This is a genomic window from Variovorax sp. UMC13 (genome assembly GCF_014170375.1).
In the GTDB taxonomy this organism is placed as follows: Bacteria; Pseudomonadota; Gammaproteobacteria; order Burkholderiales; family Burkholderiaceae_C; genus Variovorax.
The window spans coordinates 1-17,833 of sequence record NZ_LZZW01000016.1; the positions used below are offsets into that span (position 1 = coordinate 1).

Annotated in this window: 15 protein-coding genes; 9 read left to right on the top strand and 6 right to left on the bottom strand. The window is 70.2% G+C overall.

The annotated features are described in order from the left end of the window. Positions 1–83 precede the first annotated feature (83 nt). From A9977_RS13185 to A9977_RS13200, 4 genes are read right to left on the bottom strand one after another with little or no spacing between them, the layout of a single operon-like run. Complete coding sequence (locus A9977_RS13185; RefSeq protein WP_259651954.1) at positions 84–1,112, bottom strand: ABC transporter ATP-binding protein; 1,029 nt, start codon at positions 1,110–1,112, stop codon at positions 84–86. Positions 1,113–1,114: 2 nt separating this feature from the next. Beyond that, positions 1,115–1,954, bottom strand: coding sequence for an ABC transporter permease (locus A9977_RS13190; RefSeq protein WP_183025504.1), 840 nt, complete (start codon positions 1,952–1,954; stop codon positions 1,115–1,117). Positions 1,955–1,959: 5 nt separating this feature from the next. Continuing rightward, a complete protein-coding gene (locus A9977_RS13195; protein ID WP_183025309.1) occupies positions 1,960–2,901 on the bottom strand; it encodes an ABC transporter permease in 942 nt (313 codons plus the stop codon). Between the two features lie 12 nt (positions 2,902–2,913). Then, the gene (locus A9977_RS13200) at positions 2,914–4,455 is read right to left on the bottom strand and encodes an ABC transporter substrate-binding protein (protein WP_183025310.1); all 1,542 of its coding nucleotides are present in this window, start codon (positions 4,453–4,455) and stop codon (positions 2,914–2,916) included. 151 nt (positions 4,456–4,606) lie between these two features. On the opposite strand from A9977_RS13200, the gene A9977_RS13205 reads away from it, so the two are divergent. Further along, complete coding sequence (locus tag A9977_RS13205) at positions 4,607–4,996, top strand: RidA family protein (RefSeq protein WP_183025311.1); 390 nt, start codon at positions 4,607–4,609, stop codon at positions 4,994–4,996. A 19-nt stretch (positions 4,997–5,015) separates the two neighbouring features. On the opposite strand, the gene lolD is transcribed toward A9977_RS13205, so the two are convergent. Then, positions 5,016–5,732, bottom strand: coding sequence for a lipoprotein-releasing ABC transporter ATP-binding protein LolD (lolD, locus tag A9977_RS13210; RefSeq protein ID WP_259651955.1), 717 nt, complete (start codon positions 5,730–5,732; stop codon positions 5,016–5,018). Between the two features lie 82 nt (positions 5,733–5,814). Beyond that, positions 5,815–7,071, bottom strand: a complete 1,257-nt coding sequence (locus A9977_RS13215) for a lipoprotein-releasing ABC transporter permease subunit (RefSeq protein ID WP_183025313.1) — start codon at positions 7,069–7,071, stop codon at positions 5,815–5,817. A gap of 148 nt (positions 7,072–7,219) precedes the next feature. Between A9977_RS13215 and A9977_RS13220 the strand changes: the two genes are divergently transcribed. The 8 genes from A9977_RS13220 (at position 7,220) to A9977_RS13255 (ending at position 17,771) form a co-directional block, all read left to right on the top strand. Beyond that, positions 7,220–8,164, top strand: a complete 945-nt coding sequence (locus A9977_RS13220) for a hypothetical protein (protein WP_259651956.1) — start codon at positions 7,220–7,222, stop codon at positions 8,162–8,164. After that, the gene (gene recJ, locus A9977_RS13225; protein ID WP_183025315.1) at positions 8,164–9,888 is read left to right on the top strand and encodes a single-stranded-DNA-specific exonuclease RecJ; all 1,725 of its coding nucleotides are present in this window, start codon (positions 8,164–8,166) and stop codon (positions 9,886–9,888) included. Before A9977_RS13220 ends, recJ begins: the two co-directional genes overlap by 1 nt. A gap of 46 nt (positions 9,889–9,934) precedes the next feature. Further along, on the top strand, positions 9,935–10,642 hold the full coding sequence (locus A9977_RS13230) for a response regulator transcription factor (protein WP_183025505.1): 708 nt from the start codon (positions 9,935–9,937) through the stop codon (positions 10,640–10,642). After that, positions 10,639–12,009, top strand: coding sequence for a HAMP domain-containing sensor histidine kinase (locus tag A9977_RS13235; protein WP_183025316.1), 1,371 nt, complete (start codon positions 10,639–10,641; stop codon positions 12,007–12,009). The genes A9977_RS13230 and A9977_RS13235 overlap by 4 nt, the downstream gene beginning before the upstream one ends. A 100-nt stretch (positions 12,010–12,109) precedes the next feature. Then, positions 12,110–12,919, top strand: coding sequence for a helix-turn-helix domain-containing protein (locus tag A9977_RS13240; protein WP_183025317.1), 810 nt, complete (start codon positions 12,110–12,112; stop codon positions 12,917–12,919). 108 nt (positions 12,920–13,027) lie between these two features. Beyond that, positions 13,028–15,532 (top strand): penicillin acylase family protein, encoded by a 2,505-nt coding sequence (locus A9977_RS13245; RefSeq protein ID WP_183025318.1) that lies wholly within the window; start codon positions 13,028–13,030, stop codon positions 15,530–15,532. A 210-nt stretch (positions 15,533–15,742) separates the two neighbouring features. After that, positions 15,743–16,228: a tripartite tricarboxylate transporter TctB family protein gene (locus tag A9977_RS13250; protein ID WP_183025319.1), complete on the top strand. Its 486-nt coding sequence runs from the start codon at positions 15,743–15,745 to the stop codon at positions 16,226–16,228. 31 nt (positions 16,229–16,259) lie between these two features. Beyond that, entirely contained in the window at positions 16,260–17,771 is a 1,512-nt protein-coding gene (locus tag A9977_RS13255) for a tripartite tricarboxylate transporter permease (RefSeq protein ID WP_183025320.1), read from the top strand. Positions 17,772–17,833 lie beyond the last annotated feature (62 nt).

Sequence of the window (17,833 nt, forward strand, 5' to 3'; positions counted from 1 at the left end):
CACCCCAACCCTCCCCCGGGAGGGGAGGGAGAAAGAAAAAAGTCAGGCCGCCTTGCGCGCCGAAGCGAACGGCAGCGCGCGGCTCATGCGGCCCTCACCAAGGTTGGCACCGGCTGCACGCGGATGCAGCGGGCCTCGCGGTCCTGCTGTGTCTCGCGCAGCGGCGGCATCGCGGCGCTGCAGGCGGGAATCGCCTGGTCGCAGCGCGGTTCGAAGGCGCAGCCCGGCGGCGGCGCCAGCGGGCTCGAGACCTGGCCGCGGATCGCGAACAGCCGCTTGGGCCGCGGCTGCCCGGCCGCCGCGGCCTTGCCGGGCAGGCAGGCCAGCAGGCCCTGGGTGTAGGGGTGCGCGGGCTGCGCGAACAGCGGCCGCACGGGCGCATGCTCGACCACCCGGCCCGCGTACATCACGACCACGTCGTCGGCATGGTGCGCGACCACGCCGAGGTTGTGCGTGATGAACAGGATGCTCATGCCGGTCTCGGCCTGCAGCCGGCGCATCAGCGCGAGGATCTGCGCCTGGATGGTCACGTCGAGCGCGGTGGTGGGCTCGTCCGCGATCAGCAGCGTCGGGTCGCAGGCCATGGCCAGCGCGATCATCACGCGCTGCCGCATGCCGCCCGAGAGCTGGTGCGGGTACTCGTGCAGGCGCTGCGCCGCGGCCGGGATCTCGACCAGGTCGAGCATGCGCAGGGCATGGGCCAGCGCGGCCTTGCGGTCCAGGCCCTTGTGCAGCCGCACGCTCTCGGCGATCTGCTCGCCGATGCGGAACACCGGGTTCAGGCTGGTCATCGGCTCCTGGAAGATCATCGACAGCTGGTTGCCGCGCAGCGAGCGCATCTCGCGTTCGCCGAGCGCCAGCAGGTCGACGGTCCTGCCTTCGCGCGTGACGAAGGCGGTCTGGCCATCGACCTGCGCGTTGGCGGTCTTGGGCAGCAGGCGCATCAGCGTGAGGCTGGTGACCGACTTGCCCGAGCCCGACTCGCCGGCCAGCGCCGTGGTCTGGCCGGGCAGGATCGAGAAGCTCACGTCGGCCACCGAGCGGACCAGTCCGTCTTCGGTGGGGAAGCTGGTGCTCAGGTGCTTGACCGTGAGGCGGGGGGTGATCGTCATGCTCATGCCGCCTTCTTGAGTTTGGGGTCGAGCAGGTCGCGCACGCCGTCGCCCAGCACCTGCAGCGAGAGCGCCGTGAGGATGATCGCCAGCCCCGGGAACAGCACGACCCAGAAGGCGCGGTCGGCGTACTGCTGGCTGCCCGCGACCATCGTGCCCCAGGTCGGGATCTCGGGCGGCATGCCGACGCCCAGGAAGGACAGGCCCGCTTCCGCCAGGATCGCGTAGGCGAAGATGAAGGACACCTGCACCAGGATCGGCGACAGCAGGTTGGGCAGCACGTGCCGCCACAGGATGCGCGAGGTGCGCACGCCCAGCGCGCGCACCGCCTCGATGAACAGCAGCTCGCGCACCACCAGCGTCGAGGCCCGCACCACCCGCGCCACGCGCGGCGTGTAGACCAGCACCAGCGCCAGCACCACGTTGGCCAGCGAGGCGCCGAGGATCGCCACCAGCGCGATGGCCAGCAGGATGTCCGGGAAGGACATCATGGCGTCGACCACGCGCATCAGCGGCGCGTCGAGCCGGCGGAAGAAGCCGGCCACCAGCCCGATCAGCGTGCCGAACAGCACCGAGCCCAGCGCGGTGAGCGCCGCGATCGACAGCGAATAGCGCGCGCCGTGCACGATGCGCGCGTACATGTCGCGGCCCAGCTCGTCGGTGCCCAGCAGGTGCTGGGCGCTGGGCGGCTTCAGGCGCTCGAGCACGGCGGTGTCGTTGGGATCGGCGCCGGCGAACAGCGGCGCGCCGATGGCCAGCACCGCGATCACCAGCAGCACCAGCGCCGAGACCATCACGATGCGGCGGTGCATCAGCTGCCGCAGCATCCGGGGAAGACGGATCGTCGTCATACCTTCACCCGCGGGTCGACCACCGCGTACAGCAGGTCGATCGAAAAGTTGATGAGCACGTAGATGCCGGCGATCACCAGCAGCGCGCCCTGGATCACAGGGTAGTCGCGCCGCAGCACCGCGTTCACCACCAGGCTGCCCACGCCCGGCAGGCCGAACACCGTCTCGGTCACCACCGCGCCGCCGATCATCAGCGCCGCCGTGAGGCCCAGCACCGTGACGATCGGCACCAGTGCATTGCGCAGCGCATGCTTGAGCACCACCACGGTCTCCGACAGGCCCTTGGAGCGCGCGGTGCGCACGTAGTCTTCACCCAGCACGTCGAGCATCGAGGCGCGGGTGAAGCGGATGATCAGCGCGGAGTTCAGGATGCCCAGCACGGTGGCCGGCAGCATCAGCGCATGCAGGCGCTCGCCGAAGGCCGCGTCCGGCGCGCCGTAGCCCGAGACCGGGAACCAGCCCAGCGACACTGCGAAGAGCTGGATCAGCACGATGCCGAACCAGAAGCTCGGGATGCTGGCGCCCAGCATCGCGACGCCGGTGAAGAGCTGGTCGATCCAGCTGCCGCGCAGCACCGCCGAGACGATGCCGCAGGGCAGCCCGATCAGCGCCGCGATGGCCACCGCCATCAGCGACAGCAGCGTGGTCGGCTCGGCCCGCTCGAGCAGCGCCTGCGCCACCGGCCGCTGCAGGAAGATCGACTGGCCCAGGTTGCCCTGCAGCACCTCGCGCAGCCAGTAGCCGAACTGCACCGGCAGCGGCTTGTCGAGGCCGTACTCCTTCTGCACGCGGGCGATGTCGGCCGCGGTCGCCTGGTCGCCCAGCAGCACCGACACCGGGTCGCCGGACGCCGCGCGCGTGAGCACGAAGACCAGCACCGCGACGATGGCCAGCACCACCAGCATGCCCGCGAAGCGGGTCGCCAGAAAACGCAACATGGCTGGTACCGCCTACTTGATCTTCGCGTTCCAGAAGTAGGGCCAGGTGGCCGGCTGGTAGTTGTCGAGCGCCGGGCTCTTCGCCGACAGCCCGTTGAACTTGCCCACGTTCACGTAAGGCACCTCGGTGTAGACGACCTCCTGCACCTTGCCCCACAGCGCGCCGCGCCTGGCGGGGTCGCTGGCGGTGTTGAAGGCCTGCAGCGCGGCCTTCTTGGCCGGCGTGTCCCACCAGCCCGGCGCGCCGTCGCCCAGCTGCGGCGGCGAGAGCATCGGCTCGGGGAACTGGCCCGAATGCGTGACGTAGATGTCCCACAGCTTGGCGTCGTTGCGGCGCTGCACCAGCGTGGCCCAGTCGACCACGTTGAGCTCGACCTTGAAGCCGGCGCGCTTGAGCTGCTCGGCCATCAGCAGCGCCATGTTGTAGTGGAAGTCGTACTGGCGGCTGGTCAGCACCCGGATCGGCTCGCCCTTGTAGCCGGCCTTGGCGGCGGCTTCCTTGGCCTTGGGCGCATTGCGCTGGTTGTACTGCTCGGTGCCGCCGGTCGCATAGAAAGGCGAGCCCTTGGGGAAGTGGTTGCCCTCGGCCACGAAGAAGCGCGTGTCGCCGAAGCCCGCGGCCAGCATCTCGCCCTCGCCCAGCGCGATCTGGATCGCCTGGCGAACGGGCTGGCTGGCGGCCACGCCTTCCTTGGTGTTGAACACCAGGTAGGGGAAACCGAAGGCCGGCGTCATGACCGGCACCGTCTTGCCCGCGGCCTTCTCCAGCCGCGGCAGGGCCTCGGTGGGCAGCAGGTCGGCGAAGTCGTACTGGCCGGCCAGCGAACCCTCGACGCGGGTGCTGGCGTTGGGCACGGGCACGAAGCGCAGTTCCTCGATCAGCGCCTCGCGCTTGCCGCCGTAGCCGTTCGCCGGCTCCTTGCGCGCGCTGTACTGCTCGAAGCGCGTGAGCAGCACGTACTGGTCGGGCTTGCGCTCCTTGAACTTGTAGGGGCCGGTGCCGACGAAGTCCTTGAGCGGGGAGGCGATCGACTCCTTGGCCATGATCGCCGCCATGCCGCTGGGCAGCGCGAGCTGCGACAGCAGCGGCGCATAGGGCTCCTTCAGCACGATCTCGATCGCCTGCGGCCCCTTGGCCACCAGGCTGTCGACCACGTTGCCCAGCGCCTTGCCGCGCGGCGACTGCGCCATCCAGCGCTGCAGGCTGGCCACCACGTCGTCGGCCGTGAGCTCGCGCCCGCTGTGCAGCATCACGCCGCGGCGCAGGGCGATCGCATAGGTCTTGCCGTCGGCCGAGACCTTGGGCATCGACTCGGCCAGCATCGGCACCACGTTCCACTTGGCGTCGAAGGTGTAGAGCGTCTCGTAGACGTGCTGCATGATGGTTCCGACCAGGTCGGCGGTCGACGCCATCGGGTCGAGCGTCTGCGGCTCGGCCACCATCGCCAGCGTGGCGTGGTTGCGCGGGGCCTGGGCCTGGGCCGGTGCGGCGAGGCAGAGCGCGGCAAGCAGGGAGGCGCCGAACAGGGCGCGCCTGGAAGTGACAGCGAGCATGGAGAGACTCCTTCGTGGGCGATGGTTTTGAAAAACACTTTCAGATCGAAGCCACTTTGAAGCATTCTTCATGCCAAATCACGCGTATTTACCCCATATGCCGCGCGATTCATTGAAATAGAATTTCAATCACAACCCACCAGGAGCCTCCATGCCTCTCGAATTTCTGGGCGGTCCGCCCAACGCCTCGGACCGCCAGATCCGCCCCTTTTCCCCGGCCGTGCGCGCGGGCGACTTCATCTATGTGTCGGGCCAGGTGCCGGTCAATGCCGAGGGCGAGATCGTGGCCGGCGGCATCGAGGCGCAGACCCGCCAGGTGATGGAGAACCTCAAGACCGTGCTCGCGCTGGCCGGCGCGACGCTCGACGACGTCTGCAAGACCACCTGCTGGCTGCACGACGCGCGCGACTTCGGTGCGTTCAACCGCGTCTACATGTGCTACTTCGGTGCCGACCGCCCGGCGCGCTCGACCACCGAGGCGCGCCTGATGGTCGACGCCAAGGTCGAGATCGACGTGGTGGCCTACAAGCCCAAGGCCTGACCGGGCCCGGGTCGCCGGCTCAGGCCAGCCGACCCGCCACCAGCCGCAGCACGCGGTCGCAGCGCCGGGCCAGGGCCTCGTCGTGCGTGACCATCACGAAGGCGGTGCCGTTCTTGCGGGCCAGCTCGATCATCAGCGCGAACACGCCGTCGGCGGTGGCGCGGTCGAGGTTGCCGGTGGGTTCGTCGGCCAGCACGCAGTCGGGCTGGGTGACCAGCGCGCGCGCGATCGCCACGCGCTGGCGTTCGCCGCCCGACAGCTCGGCCGGCCGGTGGTGCAGCCGTTCGCCCAGGCCGACGGCGCTCAGCATGCGGGTCGCGGTCTCGACCGTCTCGGCCGGCGGCGCGCGGCGGATGCGCAGCGGCATGCCGACGTTGTCGAGCGCGCTGAATTCCGGCAGCAGGTGGTGGAACTGGTAGACGAAGCCCAGGTGCTTGTTGCGCAGCCGGCCCTGCGCGGCCGCGTCGGCATGCGCGATGTTCTGGCCGTGCAGCTCGACGCTGCCCGCGCTCGGCGCATCGAGGCCGCCCATCAGGTGCAGCATCGTGCTCTTGCCCGAGCCCGAGGCGCCGACGATGGCCAGCGTCTCGCCCGCATGCACGTCGAGGTCGACGCCGTGCAGCACCGTGAGGTCGATCCGGCCTTCCTGGAAGCGCTTGGTCAGGCCGCGCACCTTGAGCACGACCTTGGCGGCGGTGCGGCTCTGCGGGGACAGGCCGTCGAGGGGCGTGGTCATGGTTCCGCCGCCGGGCCGCCCCAAGGCGGAACGCGCCCCCTCGGGGGGCAGCGATGACACGGCAGTGTCGAGCGTGGGGGTCTTATTCATAGCGCAAGGCTTCGGCCGGGTTCACCCGGCTGGCGCGCCAGCTCGGGTACAGCGTCGCCACGAAGGCGAGCGCGAGGGAGATCAGCGTGATCGGCAGGATGTCCGACTGCTGCGGGTCGCTGGGCATGCGGCTGATCAGGTAGATGTCCTTGGGCAGGAAGCTGGCGTGGAACAGCCGCTCCAGCGCCGGCACGATGACGTCGATGTTGTAGGCGATGCCCAGGCCCAGCAGCAGGCCGCCGAGCGTGCCCATCACGCCCACCATCGCGCCCTGCACCACGAAGATGCCCATGATGCTTTTCGGGCTCGCGCCCAGCGTGCGCAGGATCGCGATGTCGGCGCGCTTGTCGGTCACGGTCATGACCAGCGTCGACACCAGGTTGAACGCGGCCACCGCCACGATCAGCGTGAGGATGATGAACATCATGCGTTTCTCGACCTGCACCGCGGCGAACCAGGTCTTGTTCTGGCGCGTCCAGTCGCGGATCAGGAAGCTGCCGGGCAAGGTCGCGGCCAGCTGGTCGGCCACCTCGCGCGCCTGGTTCAGGTCCTTGAGCTTCAGGCGCACGCCGCTCGGGCCTTCGAGCCGGAACACGCGCGCCGCGTCCTGCTCGTGGATCATGGCCAGCGCCGAGTCGTATTCGTAGTGGCCCGAATCGAAGGTGCCGACCACGGTGAACTGCTTGAGCCGCGGCACCACGCCGGCCGGCGTGACCTGGCCGCCCGGCGCCACCAGCGTGACCTGGTCGCCCGGGTGCACGAACAGCGAGCGCGCCAGCTCGCCGCCCAGCACGATGCCGAACTCGCCCGGCACCAGCTTCTCGAGCGCGCCCTTCTGGGCGGTGGTCGCGATGTCGGTCACCTCGGGCTCGAGCTTGGGTTCGATGCCGCGCACCAGCGCGCCCTTCATGTCCTCGCCGCGCGCGATCAGCGCCTGGGTCGCGATGAAGGGCGCCACGCCGATCACCTGCGGGTTCTTGCGCGCCTCGGCCATGATCGGCCCGATGTCCTGCAGCGCCTGGCCGTCGCGCGAGAAGATCTCGATGTGCGAGACCACGCCCAGCATGCGGTCGCGCACCTCCTTCTGGAAGCCGTTCATCACCGACAGCACGATGATCAGCGCCGCCACGCCCAGGCCGATGCCGAGCATCGAGACACCGGAGATGAAGGAGATGAAGCCGTTGCGCCGGGTCGCGCGGCCGGCGCGGGTGTAGCGCCAGCCGAGTTGCAGTTCGTAGGGAAGGGGCATATCAGGCGTGGGGCCGGGCTGCCGTGAGGAGCGGCGTCGGCACGGCGTGCGGGGCGAGGGGGTGCGACATGGCGGAATTGTGGCATCCCGTCCCGACCTGGCGGCCGCACCGCGACAATATGCCCCCATGGCCCACCCCTCTTCCCCGATGCATCTGCTGATCCCCTTCGCCGGCCGCCGCACCCCGGCCTGCCAGGCGGTGCTCTCCCGTCTGCAGCTGCCCAACCTCGACGCGCTGCTGACCCGGCTCGCGGTGCTGCACGACGACACCCAGCCCGACACCACGCTCTCGCCGCCGCACGAACGGGCGCTGGCGCGCGCGTTCGGCCTCGAGGGGGCGGACGGCCTGATCCCCTGGGCCGCGCGCGAGGCGCAGCGGACCGGCCTGTCGCGCGCCGGCTCGAACGAGCCCTGGGGCGTGTTCACGCTGTGCCACTGGGAGGTCGCGATCGACGAGGTGGTGCTCGACGACCCGGCCGACATGGCGATCGACGAGGCCGAATCGCAGGCGCTGCTCGAAGCGGCCCGGCCCTTCTTCCAGGAAGACGGCATCGTGCTGCGCCGCTCGGGGGCGCCCGGCCGCTGGCTGGCCCGCGGCGAGATGTTCCGCAGCCTGCCCAGCGCCTCGGTGGACCGCGCGGCCGGCCGGCCGATCTCGGAATGGGCGCCGCTGACCGATGCGCTCAAGCCACTGCGCAAGCTGCAGAACGAGATGCAGATGCTGCTCTACACCCAGCGCGTGAACGACGAGCGCATCGCGCGCGGCGTGCCGCCGATCAACTCCTTCTGGCTCAGCGGCACCGGCGTGCTGGGCACGGCCCCTTCGGCCGCCGAAGGGCCGACGGTCGACACCTCCCTGCGCACCCCGGCGCTGCGCGACGACGCGCTGGCCTGGACCGCGGCCTGGCAGGCGCTCGACGCCGGCCCCGTCGCCGAGCTGCTGGCCGCCTACCGCCAGGGCACGGCGGTGCAGCTCACGCTGTGCGGCGACCGCAGCGCGCGGCAGTTCGGCGTGCAGCCCCGCGGCCCGCTGGGCTGGGTCAAGAACCTGCTCAACCGCACCCAGGCCACCACCGTGCTCGCCTCGCTGTGATGAAGATCATCGCGCGCGACATCCCGCCACGCAGCGTCTGGGCGCTCGAGCAGGCCGGCGTGCACCCGCTGCTGGCCCGCCTCTACGCGGCCCGCGGCGTGCTCGGCAAGGAAGAGCTCGACGACGGCCTGGCGCGGCTGCTGCCGCCGGCCACGCTCAAGGGCACGCACGAAGCGGCCGTGCTGCTGGCCGACGCCATCCGCGACGACAAGCGCCTGTGCATCGTGGCCGACTACGACTGCGACGGCGCCACCGCCTGCGCCGTGGCCGTGCGCGGCCTCCGGCTGCTGGGCGCGAAGCAGGTGAGCTACCTGGTGCCCGACCGCGTGGTCGACGGCTACGGCCTGACGCCGCCGATCGCCGAGCGCGTGGCCGCCAGCGGCGCCGACATGCTGATCACCGTCGACAACGGCATCGCCAGCGTCGAGGGCGTGGCCACCGCCAAGGCGCGCGGCCTGGCCGTGCTGGTGACCGACCACCACCTGCCCGGCCCGGTGCTGCCCGAGGCCGACGTGCTGGTCAACCCGAACCAGCCCGGCTGCGACTTCGAGAGCAAGAGCATCGCCGGGGTCGGCGTGATGTTCTATGTGCTGATGGCGCTGCGCTCCGAGCTGCGCAACCGCGGTGTCTTCGATGCGGCCAGCCAGCCGAAGCTCGATGTCTTGCTTCCCTTGGTCGCGCTGGGCACCGTGGCCGACGTGGTGAAGCTCGACGCCAACAACCGCCGGCTGGTGGCGCAGGGCCTGCGCCGCATCCGCGCGGGCGCCTTGCCCGCGGGCATCGCCGCGCTGTTCACCGCCGCCGGCCGCAAGGCGCCGGTCGCGACCACCTTCGACTTCGGCTTCGCGCTCGGCCCGCGCATCAATGCCGCGGGCCGGCTGGCCGACATGACGCTGGGCATCGAGTGCCTGCTGACCGATGACGCGGGCCGCGCCGACGAACTCGCGCGCATGCTCGACGGCATCAACCGCGAGCGGCGCGACATCGAGGGCGGCATGCGCGACCAGGCGCTGCTCTTGGCAGAGTCGCTGTTCGACACCGACGCCGAAGGCCAGGAGGCCATGCCGGCCGCCATCAGCGTGTTCGACGCCGAGTTCCACGAAGGCGTGGTCGGCATCGTGGCCTCGCGCATCAAGGACCGCTTCCACCGGCCCACCTTCGTGTTCGCGGCCAGCGGCGCGCCGGGCAAGGAACATGAGCTCAAGGGCTCGGGCCGCTCGATCCCCGGCTTCCATCTGCGCGACGCGCTCGACCTGGTGGCCAAGCGGCACCCGGGCGTGCTGCTGCGCTTCGGCGGCCATGCGATGGCCGCGGGCTGCACGGTCGAGCGCACGCAGTTCGCGGTGTTCGAGCGCGCGCTGGCCCAGGTCGCGCTCGAATGGCTCGATGCGGCCTCGCTTACGCGCCGGCTCGACACCGACGGCCCGATCGCGGCCGAGTACATGCGCGTCGACCTGGTCGACACGCTGCACCGCGAGGTCTGGGGCCAGGGCTTCGCGCCGCCGACCTTCAGCGAGGAGGTCGAGGTGATCTCGCAGCGCCTGGTGGCCGAGAAGCACCTGGCGGTGCGGCTCAAGCACCAGGGCAAGCCGATCGACGGCATCTGGTTCGGCCACACCGAGCCGCTGCCGCCCAGGGTGCTGCTGGCCTTCCGGCTCGACGCCGACGAATGGCAGGGCGTGCGCCGCGTGCGCTTCCTGATCGAAGGGGCCGAGACGGCATGAGCGAGGCGGTTCGCACGGAGCGCGTTCGATGAGCACCGCCACGCCCATGTGGCGCTGCCTCATCGTCGAGGATGACGCCGACAACGCCCGCTACATCGCCGACGGCTTCCGCGCGCTGGGCCATGTGGCGGTGATCGCGCGCGACGGCGGCGAGGCCCTGATGCGCGTCACCGGCGAGAGCTGGGACCTGGTGATCCTCGACCGCATGCTGCCCAACGAGGTCGACGGCCTGTCGATCCTGGCCACCTTGCGCGGCCTGGGCAAGAAGACGCCGGTGCTGGTGTTGAGTGCGCTGAGCGCGCTCGACGAACGGGTGCGCGGCCTCAAGGCCGGCAGCGACGACTACCTGGCCAAGCCCTTCGCCTTTTCCGAACTCTCGGCGCGCGCCGAGGCGCTGGTGCGGCGCTCGCGCACCGCGCCCGAGATCCGCACGCTGCAGCTGGCCGACGTGAAGCTGGACTTCACCACCCGCCACGTCGAGCGCGCGGGCCGGCCCATCGCGCTGCAGCCGCGCGAGTTCCGCCTGCTGGCCTTCCTGATGATGCATCCGGGCCAGGTGCTCACGCGCACCATGCTGCTCGAGGCGGTGTGGGACTACCAGTTCGACCCCCAGACCAACGTGATCGACGTGCAGGTCAGCCGGCTGCGCGGCAAGCTCGACACGCCAGGCGCGGCCGCGCTGATCCACACCGTGCGCGGCATCGGCTACCGCATGGGCCTGGACGCCGCACCGTCCGACACCGCCGGCGCATGACCGTGGGCCTGCAGCGGCTGTGGCGTTCGGTCGGCTTCCGTCTGGCCTTCTACTACGGCCTGCTGGTGGCCATCACCATGCTGGCCGCGCTGGCCATCGTCTACCTGCAGACCGTGGGCGTGCTGCACCAGCGCATGGCGCGCCAGGTCACGGGCGCCACGCAGCAACTCGAAGCCCGCTTCGCCGATGGCGGCTACGCGGCCGTGGCCGCGGAGATTTCCCGCTCGCTGGGCGACGGCCGCGATTCGGACAACGAGATCTACCTGCTGGCCGACCCCGAAGGCCGCGTGATGGCCGGCAACCTCGATGCCGCGCCCGAGGGTGCGCCCTTCGTCGGCGGCCCCTCGCAGCGGCGCGTGCGGCGCGCGGACCGGCTGGTGACCGGCTACCTGCTGGCCCGCGAGCTGCCCGACGGCGGCATGCTGGTGGTGGGCCACGACCTGCGCGACCAGGAAGCCATCGAATCGCTGATCGCCAGCGCCAGCGCGGCGGCCGGCATCGTGGCGGTGCTGCTGCTGATCGGCGGCACCTTCGTGTTCCGCCAGGAGCTCGAGCGCAGCGTGGGCAACGTGCGCCGCACGGCCGCGCGCATCGCCGCGGGCGAACTGGAGGAGCGCGTGGCGATCGGCCCCGAGGACGACGAGTTCGCGCTGCTGAGCCGCGACATCAACGCCATGCTCGACCGCATCCAGTCGCTGATGGACGGCGTGCGCCATGTGTCGAACACCATCGCGCACAACCTGCGCACTCCGCTGATGCGCATCCTCGCGCGGCTGCATGCGGCCCAGCGCGACCAGGCCTCGCCGCAGGAGCGCTCGCTGGCCATCGCCGCGGCGATGCAGGAGGTGGAAGAGCTCACGCTGGTGTTCGAGAAGCTGCTGCAGATCGCCGAGGCCGAGGCCGGCGCGCGGCGCCAGCACTTCGGCCCGGTCGACCTGCAGCGCATCGCCGACGACGTGATGGAGCTCTACGACGCGGTGGCCGAGGCGCAGGGCGCGACGCTGCAGCGCGAGCCCGCCGACCCGGCCACGGTGCTGGGCGACCGCGACCTGCTGGCCGGCGCGGTCGCGAATCTGATGGACAACGCGCTCAAGTACGCAGGCACCGGCGCCACCGTGCGCATCGGCACCCGCACCGCGCACGGCCTGGCGCTGCTCACGGTGCAGGACGACGGCCCCGGCATCCCCGCGGCCGAGCTGCCGCGCATCGGCCAGCGCTTCCATCGGCTGGACCGCCGGCTGCCCGGCCACGGCCTGGGCCTGGCCAGCGTGCAGGCCGTGATCGCGCTGCACGGCGGCCGGCTCGACCTGGCCGACGCCGCGCCGGGGCTGCGCGCCACGGTCGAGCTGCCCGCGCACATCGAGTAGCCGCAGCGCTGGCGGCCTGCGTGGAATCCCTCTGAGCGACCGGGCAGCCTTGCCCTACGATCGCCGCTGGAGACAACACAACAAGACAAGAGTCACGAGGATGGGCACACCCCCGAACTTCCTGCACCTGTGGGACGACAGCTTTCTCTACGTCACGCCGGCCATCCATTCGGGCCTGACGGCGCGCTCGTCGGCCACCCTGCTGGCCTCGGTGAGCGGACACCCCTTCACGCTGGAAGGCATCGACGGCACGCGCGTGCGCTGCACCGCCGCGCTGATCGCGCCGCACGTCTCGCGCCGGCTCGACGTCGAAGGCTGCGGCCTGCTGTCGCTCAACCTCGACCCGGCCGGCAACGCCTACCGCATGCTCGCCACGCGCATGGGCGGCCAGGGCATCCAGCCGCTGGATGCGCGCCGCTTCGGCCGCCTGCGCGACGACTTCGAACCGGTGCAGTACGGCGCCCTGCCCGATGAGCGGGTGCAGGCGCTGAGCAACGGCATGATCGCGTCGATCACCGAAAGCCCGCTGCTCGCCGCGCACATCGACCCGCGCGTGACGCGCGTGATCGAAGCCATCCGCAGCCACGCGGGCCAGATCCAACTGCGCGAGCTGTCGGCCCTGGCCTGCCTGTCGCCCGACCGGCTCACGCACCTGTTCGCGGCGCAGGTGGGCGTGTCGATCAAGCGCTATGCGCTGTGGACCAAGGTTCGCCTCACGGTGCAGCAGTTCACCCGCCCGCGCAAGCTCACCGACGTGGCGCTCAACAGCGGCTTCACCGACGCGGCCCACATGAGCCGCACCTTCCAGCGCTACTTCGGCCTCGCGCCCTCCTTCCTCGCCAACCAGGTGCAGGTGACGGCCGACGCCCATGCCTCGCACGCCTGGGGGCGCACCGCCGCCTGCGCCTAGTCGAGGCACGGACCCGCACATCAGCGGCTCCGTACAAGTCGGCGCCGCCTTGTCTCCCTAAGCTGCGCATGGCCCTGACGACAGGGCCATCACCGGAGACACAAGATCATGAGACGAGTCCAAGCCTCGCGCGGCGCCCTGCCGCTTTCCATCGTCGCGCTCGCGGCAGCCGCATTGCTCAGCGCCTGCGGCGGCGGCAGCGGCGGCGACATCTCGCCGCCGCCCGACCCCGGAACGCCGCCCACCGCCACCTACAAGGCCGAGATCCGCCGCACCGCCATGGGCGTGCCGCACATCAAGGCCGACACCTGGGCCGGCGCGGGCTACGGCTACGGTTATGCACAGGCCGAGGACAACCTCTGCACCATGGCCGATTCCTTCCTCACCTACCGCGGCGAGCGCTCGCAGTTCCTCGGCGCCGATGCGCAATTGCTGGCCAGCAGCACCATCGGCCGGCCGAAGAACATCGAGTCCGATTTCTTCCATCGCCACGTGATCTCCGACGACGTGGTGCAGAAGATGATCGCAGCCCAGCCCGACAACCTCAAGCAGCTGGTGACCGGCTTCGCCGCCGGCTACAACCGCTATGTGCGCGACGTCAAGGCCAAGGCCGGCGCCAACGCGGCCTGCGCCAGCGAGGCCTGGGTGCGGCCGGTGAGCACCGACGACATCTACCGCCGCATGTACGCGGCCAACCTCGCGGGCGGCTACAGCAACTTCCTGCCCCACATCGCCGGCGCGCTCGCGCCCGCGGCAAGCGGCCCCACCCAGCTGAGCGCGCGCAAGGCGGCAGCGCAGTTCGCGTCCGCGACGATGCAGCTGCCCGAACTGCAGGTGGGCGGCCACGAGGGCGTGGGCAGCAACATGATCGGCTTCGGCACCGCCGCCACCGGCGACGGCAGCCCGCTGCTGTTCGGCAACCCGCACTGGTACTGGCGCGGGCCCGACCGCTTCTACCAGGCGCAGCTCACCATCCCGGGCCAGCTCAACGTGAGCGGCACCTCCTTCCTCGGCATCCCGGTGATGCTGATCGGCTTCAACGACAACGTGGCCTGGAGCCACACGGTGTCGACCGCGCGCCGCTTCGGCTTCTTCGAACTGAAGCTGGCGTCCGGCAACCCGACCAGCTACCTGCGTGACGGCGTGACCGTGAAGATGCAGGCCACCGCCATCACCGTGAAGGTGAAGCAGAGCGACGGCGGCGTGTCGCCCGTGACGCGCACGCTCTACAAGTCGGAGTACGGCCCGATGGTCAACCTCGGCCTGCTGAACCCGGCGCTGGCCTGGAACCAGACTACGGCCTTCGCGATGCGCGACATCAACGGCGAGAACTACCGCACCTTCCGCAACTGGCTGCGCTGGAACCAGGCGAAGTCGCTCGACGAGTTCATCGCCATCCAGCGCGAGGAAGCGGCCATTCCCTGGGTCAACACCGTGGCCGTGGGCCGGGGCACGGCCAAGGCCTGGTACGCCGACATCGGCGCGGTGCCCAACGTGTCGCCGGCCCAGACCACGAGCTGCACCACGCCCACCGGCCTGTCGCTGCGCGCCAGCCTGCCGCGGGTGCCGATCTTCGACGGCTCGCGCGGCTACTGCGACTGGCAGACCGACGCCGACTCGGCGCAGAAGGGCGCGATCGGCGCCTCGCGCATGCCCAGCCTGCAGCGCGAGGACTATGTGGCGAACATGAACGACAGCTACTGGCTGACGCAGCCCAAGGCCCCGCTGACCGACTACCCCGACATCATGGGCCCGGCCGGCACCGAGGCCGTGAGCTTCCGCACCCGCATGGGCAACCGGCTGGCGCAGGAGCGCCTGGCGGGCACCGACCGCTACGGCGGCAACCGGGCCACCAGCGACATCGTGCAGCGCATGGTGCTCAACAGCCGCGTGCTGACGGCCGAGCTGTTCAAGAACGACGCGCTGGACCTGGTGTGCGCCACGCCGAAGATCACGGTCGCGACGGACCCGCAGACCAAGGAGGCCATCGGCCGCGACGTCGACACCGGCCCGGCCTGCGCCGCGCTGCGCAACTGGGACAACACCGGCACCGTCGCTTCGCGCGGCGCCCATGTGTGGGACGAGTTCTGGAATCGCGCCGCGCTGATGCCGGCCGCCACGCTCTACAACGTGCCCTTCGATGCCAAGGATGCGGTCAACACGCCGCGCGATCTCAAGGCCACGGCCGCAGCCGGCCTGCAGCAGGCCTTCGGCGCCGCCATCGCGCGCATCGAGGCCAGCGGCTACGCCCTGGACGCGCCCCGCGGCGAGGTGCTGTTCGCCACCCGCGGCGGCCAGAAGATCCCGCTGTACGGCGGCTGCGGCGGCCCGGGCTACTTCACCATCGCCTGCTCGGAGAACCGGCTCGACAAGGGCGGCTACAGCATGGACGCCAACCCCAACGGCAACAGCTACATGCAGGTGGTGCGCTTCCCCGAAGGCGGTGTGGACGCCCGCACCTTCCTGACCTTCTCGCTGTCGGACGACCCGGCCTCGGCGCACAACGGCGACTACACCCGGGCCTACAGCGCGGGCCAGTGGCTCAAGGTGCCCTTCTCCGAAGCCGAGATCGCGGGCGACGCGGCACTGCGCAGCACCTCGCTGAGCGAATAAGCACCGGCGCCTTCCGCGCGACCGGCACGGCCTCCGCCGTGCCGGTCTTTTTTTTTGGGCGCCCCCGCCGACCGCCCACATTGCCAAACGGCAATGTGTTCGTCATGCACGCGCGGCCTCTGTCTTCCTACCATCGCCTGCGCACTTCCCGTGCCCGTCGCGGCGCTCGCGCGCGCCGTCGCGATTCATTGCATCTACAGGAGACAAAGGTTGAAAATCAAAAGTCAGAGAGACTTCTACTCGGGCGTGCTTTTCAGCGCCTTCGGCGTGGCTTTCGCCTGGGGCGCCACCACGTACAACGTGGGCAGCGGCGCCCGCATGGGCCCGGGCTACTTCCCGCTGATCGTCGGCATCCTCATGGCCATCATGGGTTCGCTGATCGCGCTCAAGGCGCTGATCCTCGAGACCGAGGACGGTGAACCGATCGGCAGCATCGCCTGGCGCCCGCTGGGCTTCGTGATCGGCGCCAACCTGATCTTCGGCGTCCTGCTGGGCGGCCTGCCGAGCATCGGCCTGCCGCCGATGGGCCTGATCGTCGCGATCTACGCGCTGACCTTCATCGCCAGCCTCGCCGGCGACCAGTTCAGCTTCAAGGGTGTCGCCGTGCTGGCGACCATCCTCGCGCTCGGCAGCTACCTCGCCTTCGTGGTCGCGCTGAAGCTGCAGTTCCCGGTCTGGCCCACGTTCATCGGCTGAGCACGCACACCACAACGAGACACAAGCACTCATGGACCTGATCACGAATCTCTCGATTGGTTTCGGCGTCGCCTTCACGGCGCAGAACCTCGTCTACGCCTTCGTCGGCTGCCTGCTGGGCACGCTGATCGGCGTGCTCCCCGGCATCGGCCCGGTCGCGACCATCGCGATGCTGCTGCCCGCCACCTACGCGCTGCCTCCGGTGGCCGCGCTGATCATGCTGGCCGGCATCTACTACGGCGCCCAATACGGTGGCTCGACCACCGCCATCCTGGTCAACCTGCCGGGCGAATCCTCCTCGGTGGTGACCGTGATCGACGGCTACCAGATGGCCAGAAAAGGCAGGGCCGGGCCCGCGCTCGCTGCGGCCGGCCTGGGCTCCTTCTTCGCCGGTTGCGTGGGCACCCTGATCCTGGCCGCCTTCGCGCCGCCGCTGACCGAGCTGGCCTTCAAGTTCGGCCCGGCCGAGTACTTCTCGCTGATGATCCTGGGCCTGATCGGCGCCGTGGTGCTGGCGTCGGGCTCGCTGCTCAAGGCCATCACGATGATCCTGTTCGGCCTGGCGCTGGGCCTGGTCGGCACCGACGTGAACTCGGGCGTGGCGCGCTACAGCTTCGACATCCCCGAACTGACCGACGGCATCGGCTTCATCGCCATCGCCATGGGCGTGTTCGGCTACGGCGAAATCATCGCCAACCTGGCCGTGCCCGAGCACGAGCGCGAAGTGTTCACCGCCAAGGTCAAGGGCCTGTGGCCCACCAAGCAGGACTTCAAGGACATGACGCCCGCGGTGCTGCGCGGCACGGCGCTGGGTTCTGCCCTGGGCATCCTGCCGGGCGGCGGCGCCCTGCTGTCGGCCTTCGCGGCCTACACCATCGAGAAGAAGATGAAGCTCAAGGCGGGCGAAGTGCCCTTCGGCAAGGGCAACATCCGCGGCGTGGCGGGCCCCGAGTCGGCCAACAACGCTGGCGCGCAGACCTCCTTCATCCCGCTGCTGACCCTGGGCATCCCGCCCAATGCCGTGATGGCGCTGATGGTCGGTGCCATGACCATCCACAACATCCAGCCGGGCCCGCAGGTCATGACCAGCAACCCCGAACTGTTCTGGGGCCTGATCGCCTCGATGTGGATCGGCAACCTGATGCTGATCGTGCTGAACCTGCCGATGATCGGCATCTGGATCAAGCTGCTGACCATTCCCTACAAGTGGCTGTTCCCGGCGATCGTGCTGTTCTGCGCGGTGGGCGTGTACTCGGAGAACAACAACACCTTCGACGTCTGGATGGTCGCGATCTTCGGCATCGTGGGCTACGCCTTCCTCAAGCTGAAGTGCGAACCCGCGCCGCTGCTGCTGGGCTTCATCCTGGGCCCGATGATGGAAGAGAACCTGCGCCGCGCGCTGCTGCTGTCGCGCGGCGACTGGAGCGTGTTCGTGATGCGGCCGATCTCCGCGGGTCTGCTGGCGGCCGCGCTGCTGCTGCTGGTGGTGGTGTTGCTGCCGGCCGTGAAGGCCAAGCGCGAGGAAGCTTTCGTCGAGGACTAGGACCACCTCCGAGGCGCCTGCGGTGCCTCACCAACAAGAAAGCCGCCCCTCGGGGCGGCTTT

Coding starts and splice junctions, on each gene's coding strand:
- A9977_RS13200 (WP_183025310.1), bottom strand. CDS start 4,455: ATGCTCGCTGTCACTTCCAGGCGCGCCCTGTTCGGCGCCTCCCTGCTT.
- A9977_RS13240 (WP_183025317.1), top strand. CDS start 12,110: ATGGGCACACCCCCGAACTTCCTGCACCTGTGGGACGACAGCTTTCTC.
- A9977_RS13255 (WP_183025320.1), top strand. CDS start 16,260: ATGGACCTGATCACGAATCTCTCGATTGGTTTCGGCGTCGCCTTCACG.
- A9977_RS13195 (WP_183025309.1), bottom strand. CDS start 2,901: ATGTTGCGTTTTCTGGCGACCCGCTTCGCGGGCATGCTGGTGGTGCTG.
- A9977_RS13235 (WP_183025316.1), top strand. CDS start 10,639: ATGACCGTGGGCCTGCAGCGGCTGTGGCGTTCGGTCGGCTTCCGTCTG.
- A9977_RS13205 (WP_183025311.1), top strand. CDS start 4,607: ATGCCTCTCGAATTTCTGGGCGGTCCGCCCAACGCCTCGGACCGCCAG.
- recJ (WP_183025315.1), top strand. CDS start 8,164: ATGAAGATCATCGCGCGCGACATCCCGCCACGCAGCGTCTGGGCGCTC.
- A9977_RS13185 (WP_259651954.1), bottom strand. CDS start 1,112: ATGACGATCACCCCCCGCCTCACGGTCAAGCACCTGAGCACCAGCTTC.
- A9977_RS13245 (WP_183025318.1), top strand. CDS start 13,028: ATGAGACGAGTCCAAGCCTCGCGCGGCGCCCTGCCGCTTTCCATCGTC.
- A9977_RS13215 (WP_183025313.1), bottom strand. CDS start 7,071: ATGCCCCTTCCCTACGAACTGCAACTCGGCTGGCGCTACACCCGCGCC.
- A9977_RS13220 (WP_259651956.1), top strand. CDS start 7,220: ATGCATCTGCTGATCCCCTTCGCCGGCCGCCGCACCCCGGCCTGCCAG.
- A9977_RS13230 (WP_183025505.1), top strand. CDS start 9,935: ATGTGGCGCTGCCTCATCGTCGAGGATGACGCCGACAACGCCCGCTAC.
- lolD (WP_259651955.1), bottom strand. CDS start 5,732: ATGACCACGCCCCTCGACGGCCTGTCCCCGCAGAGCCGCACCGCCGCC.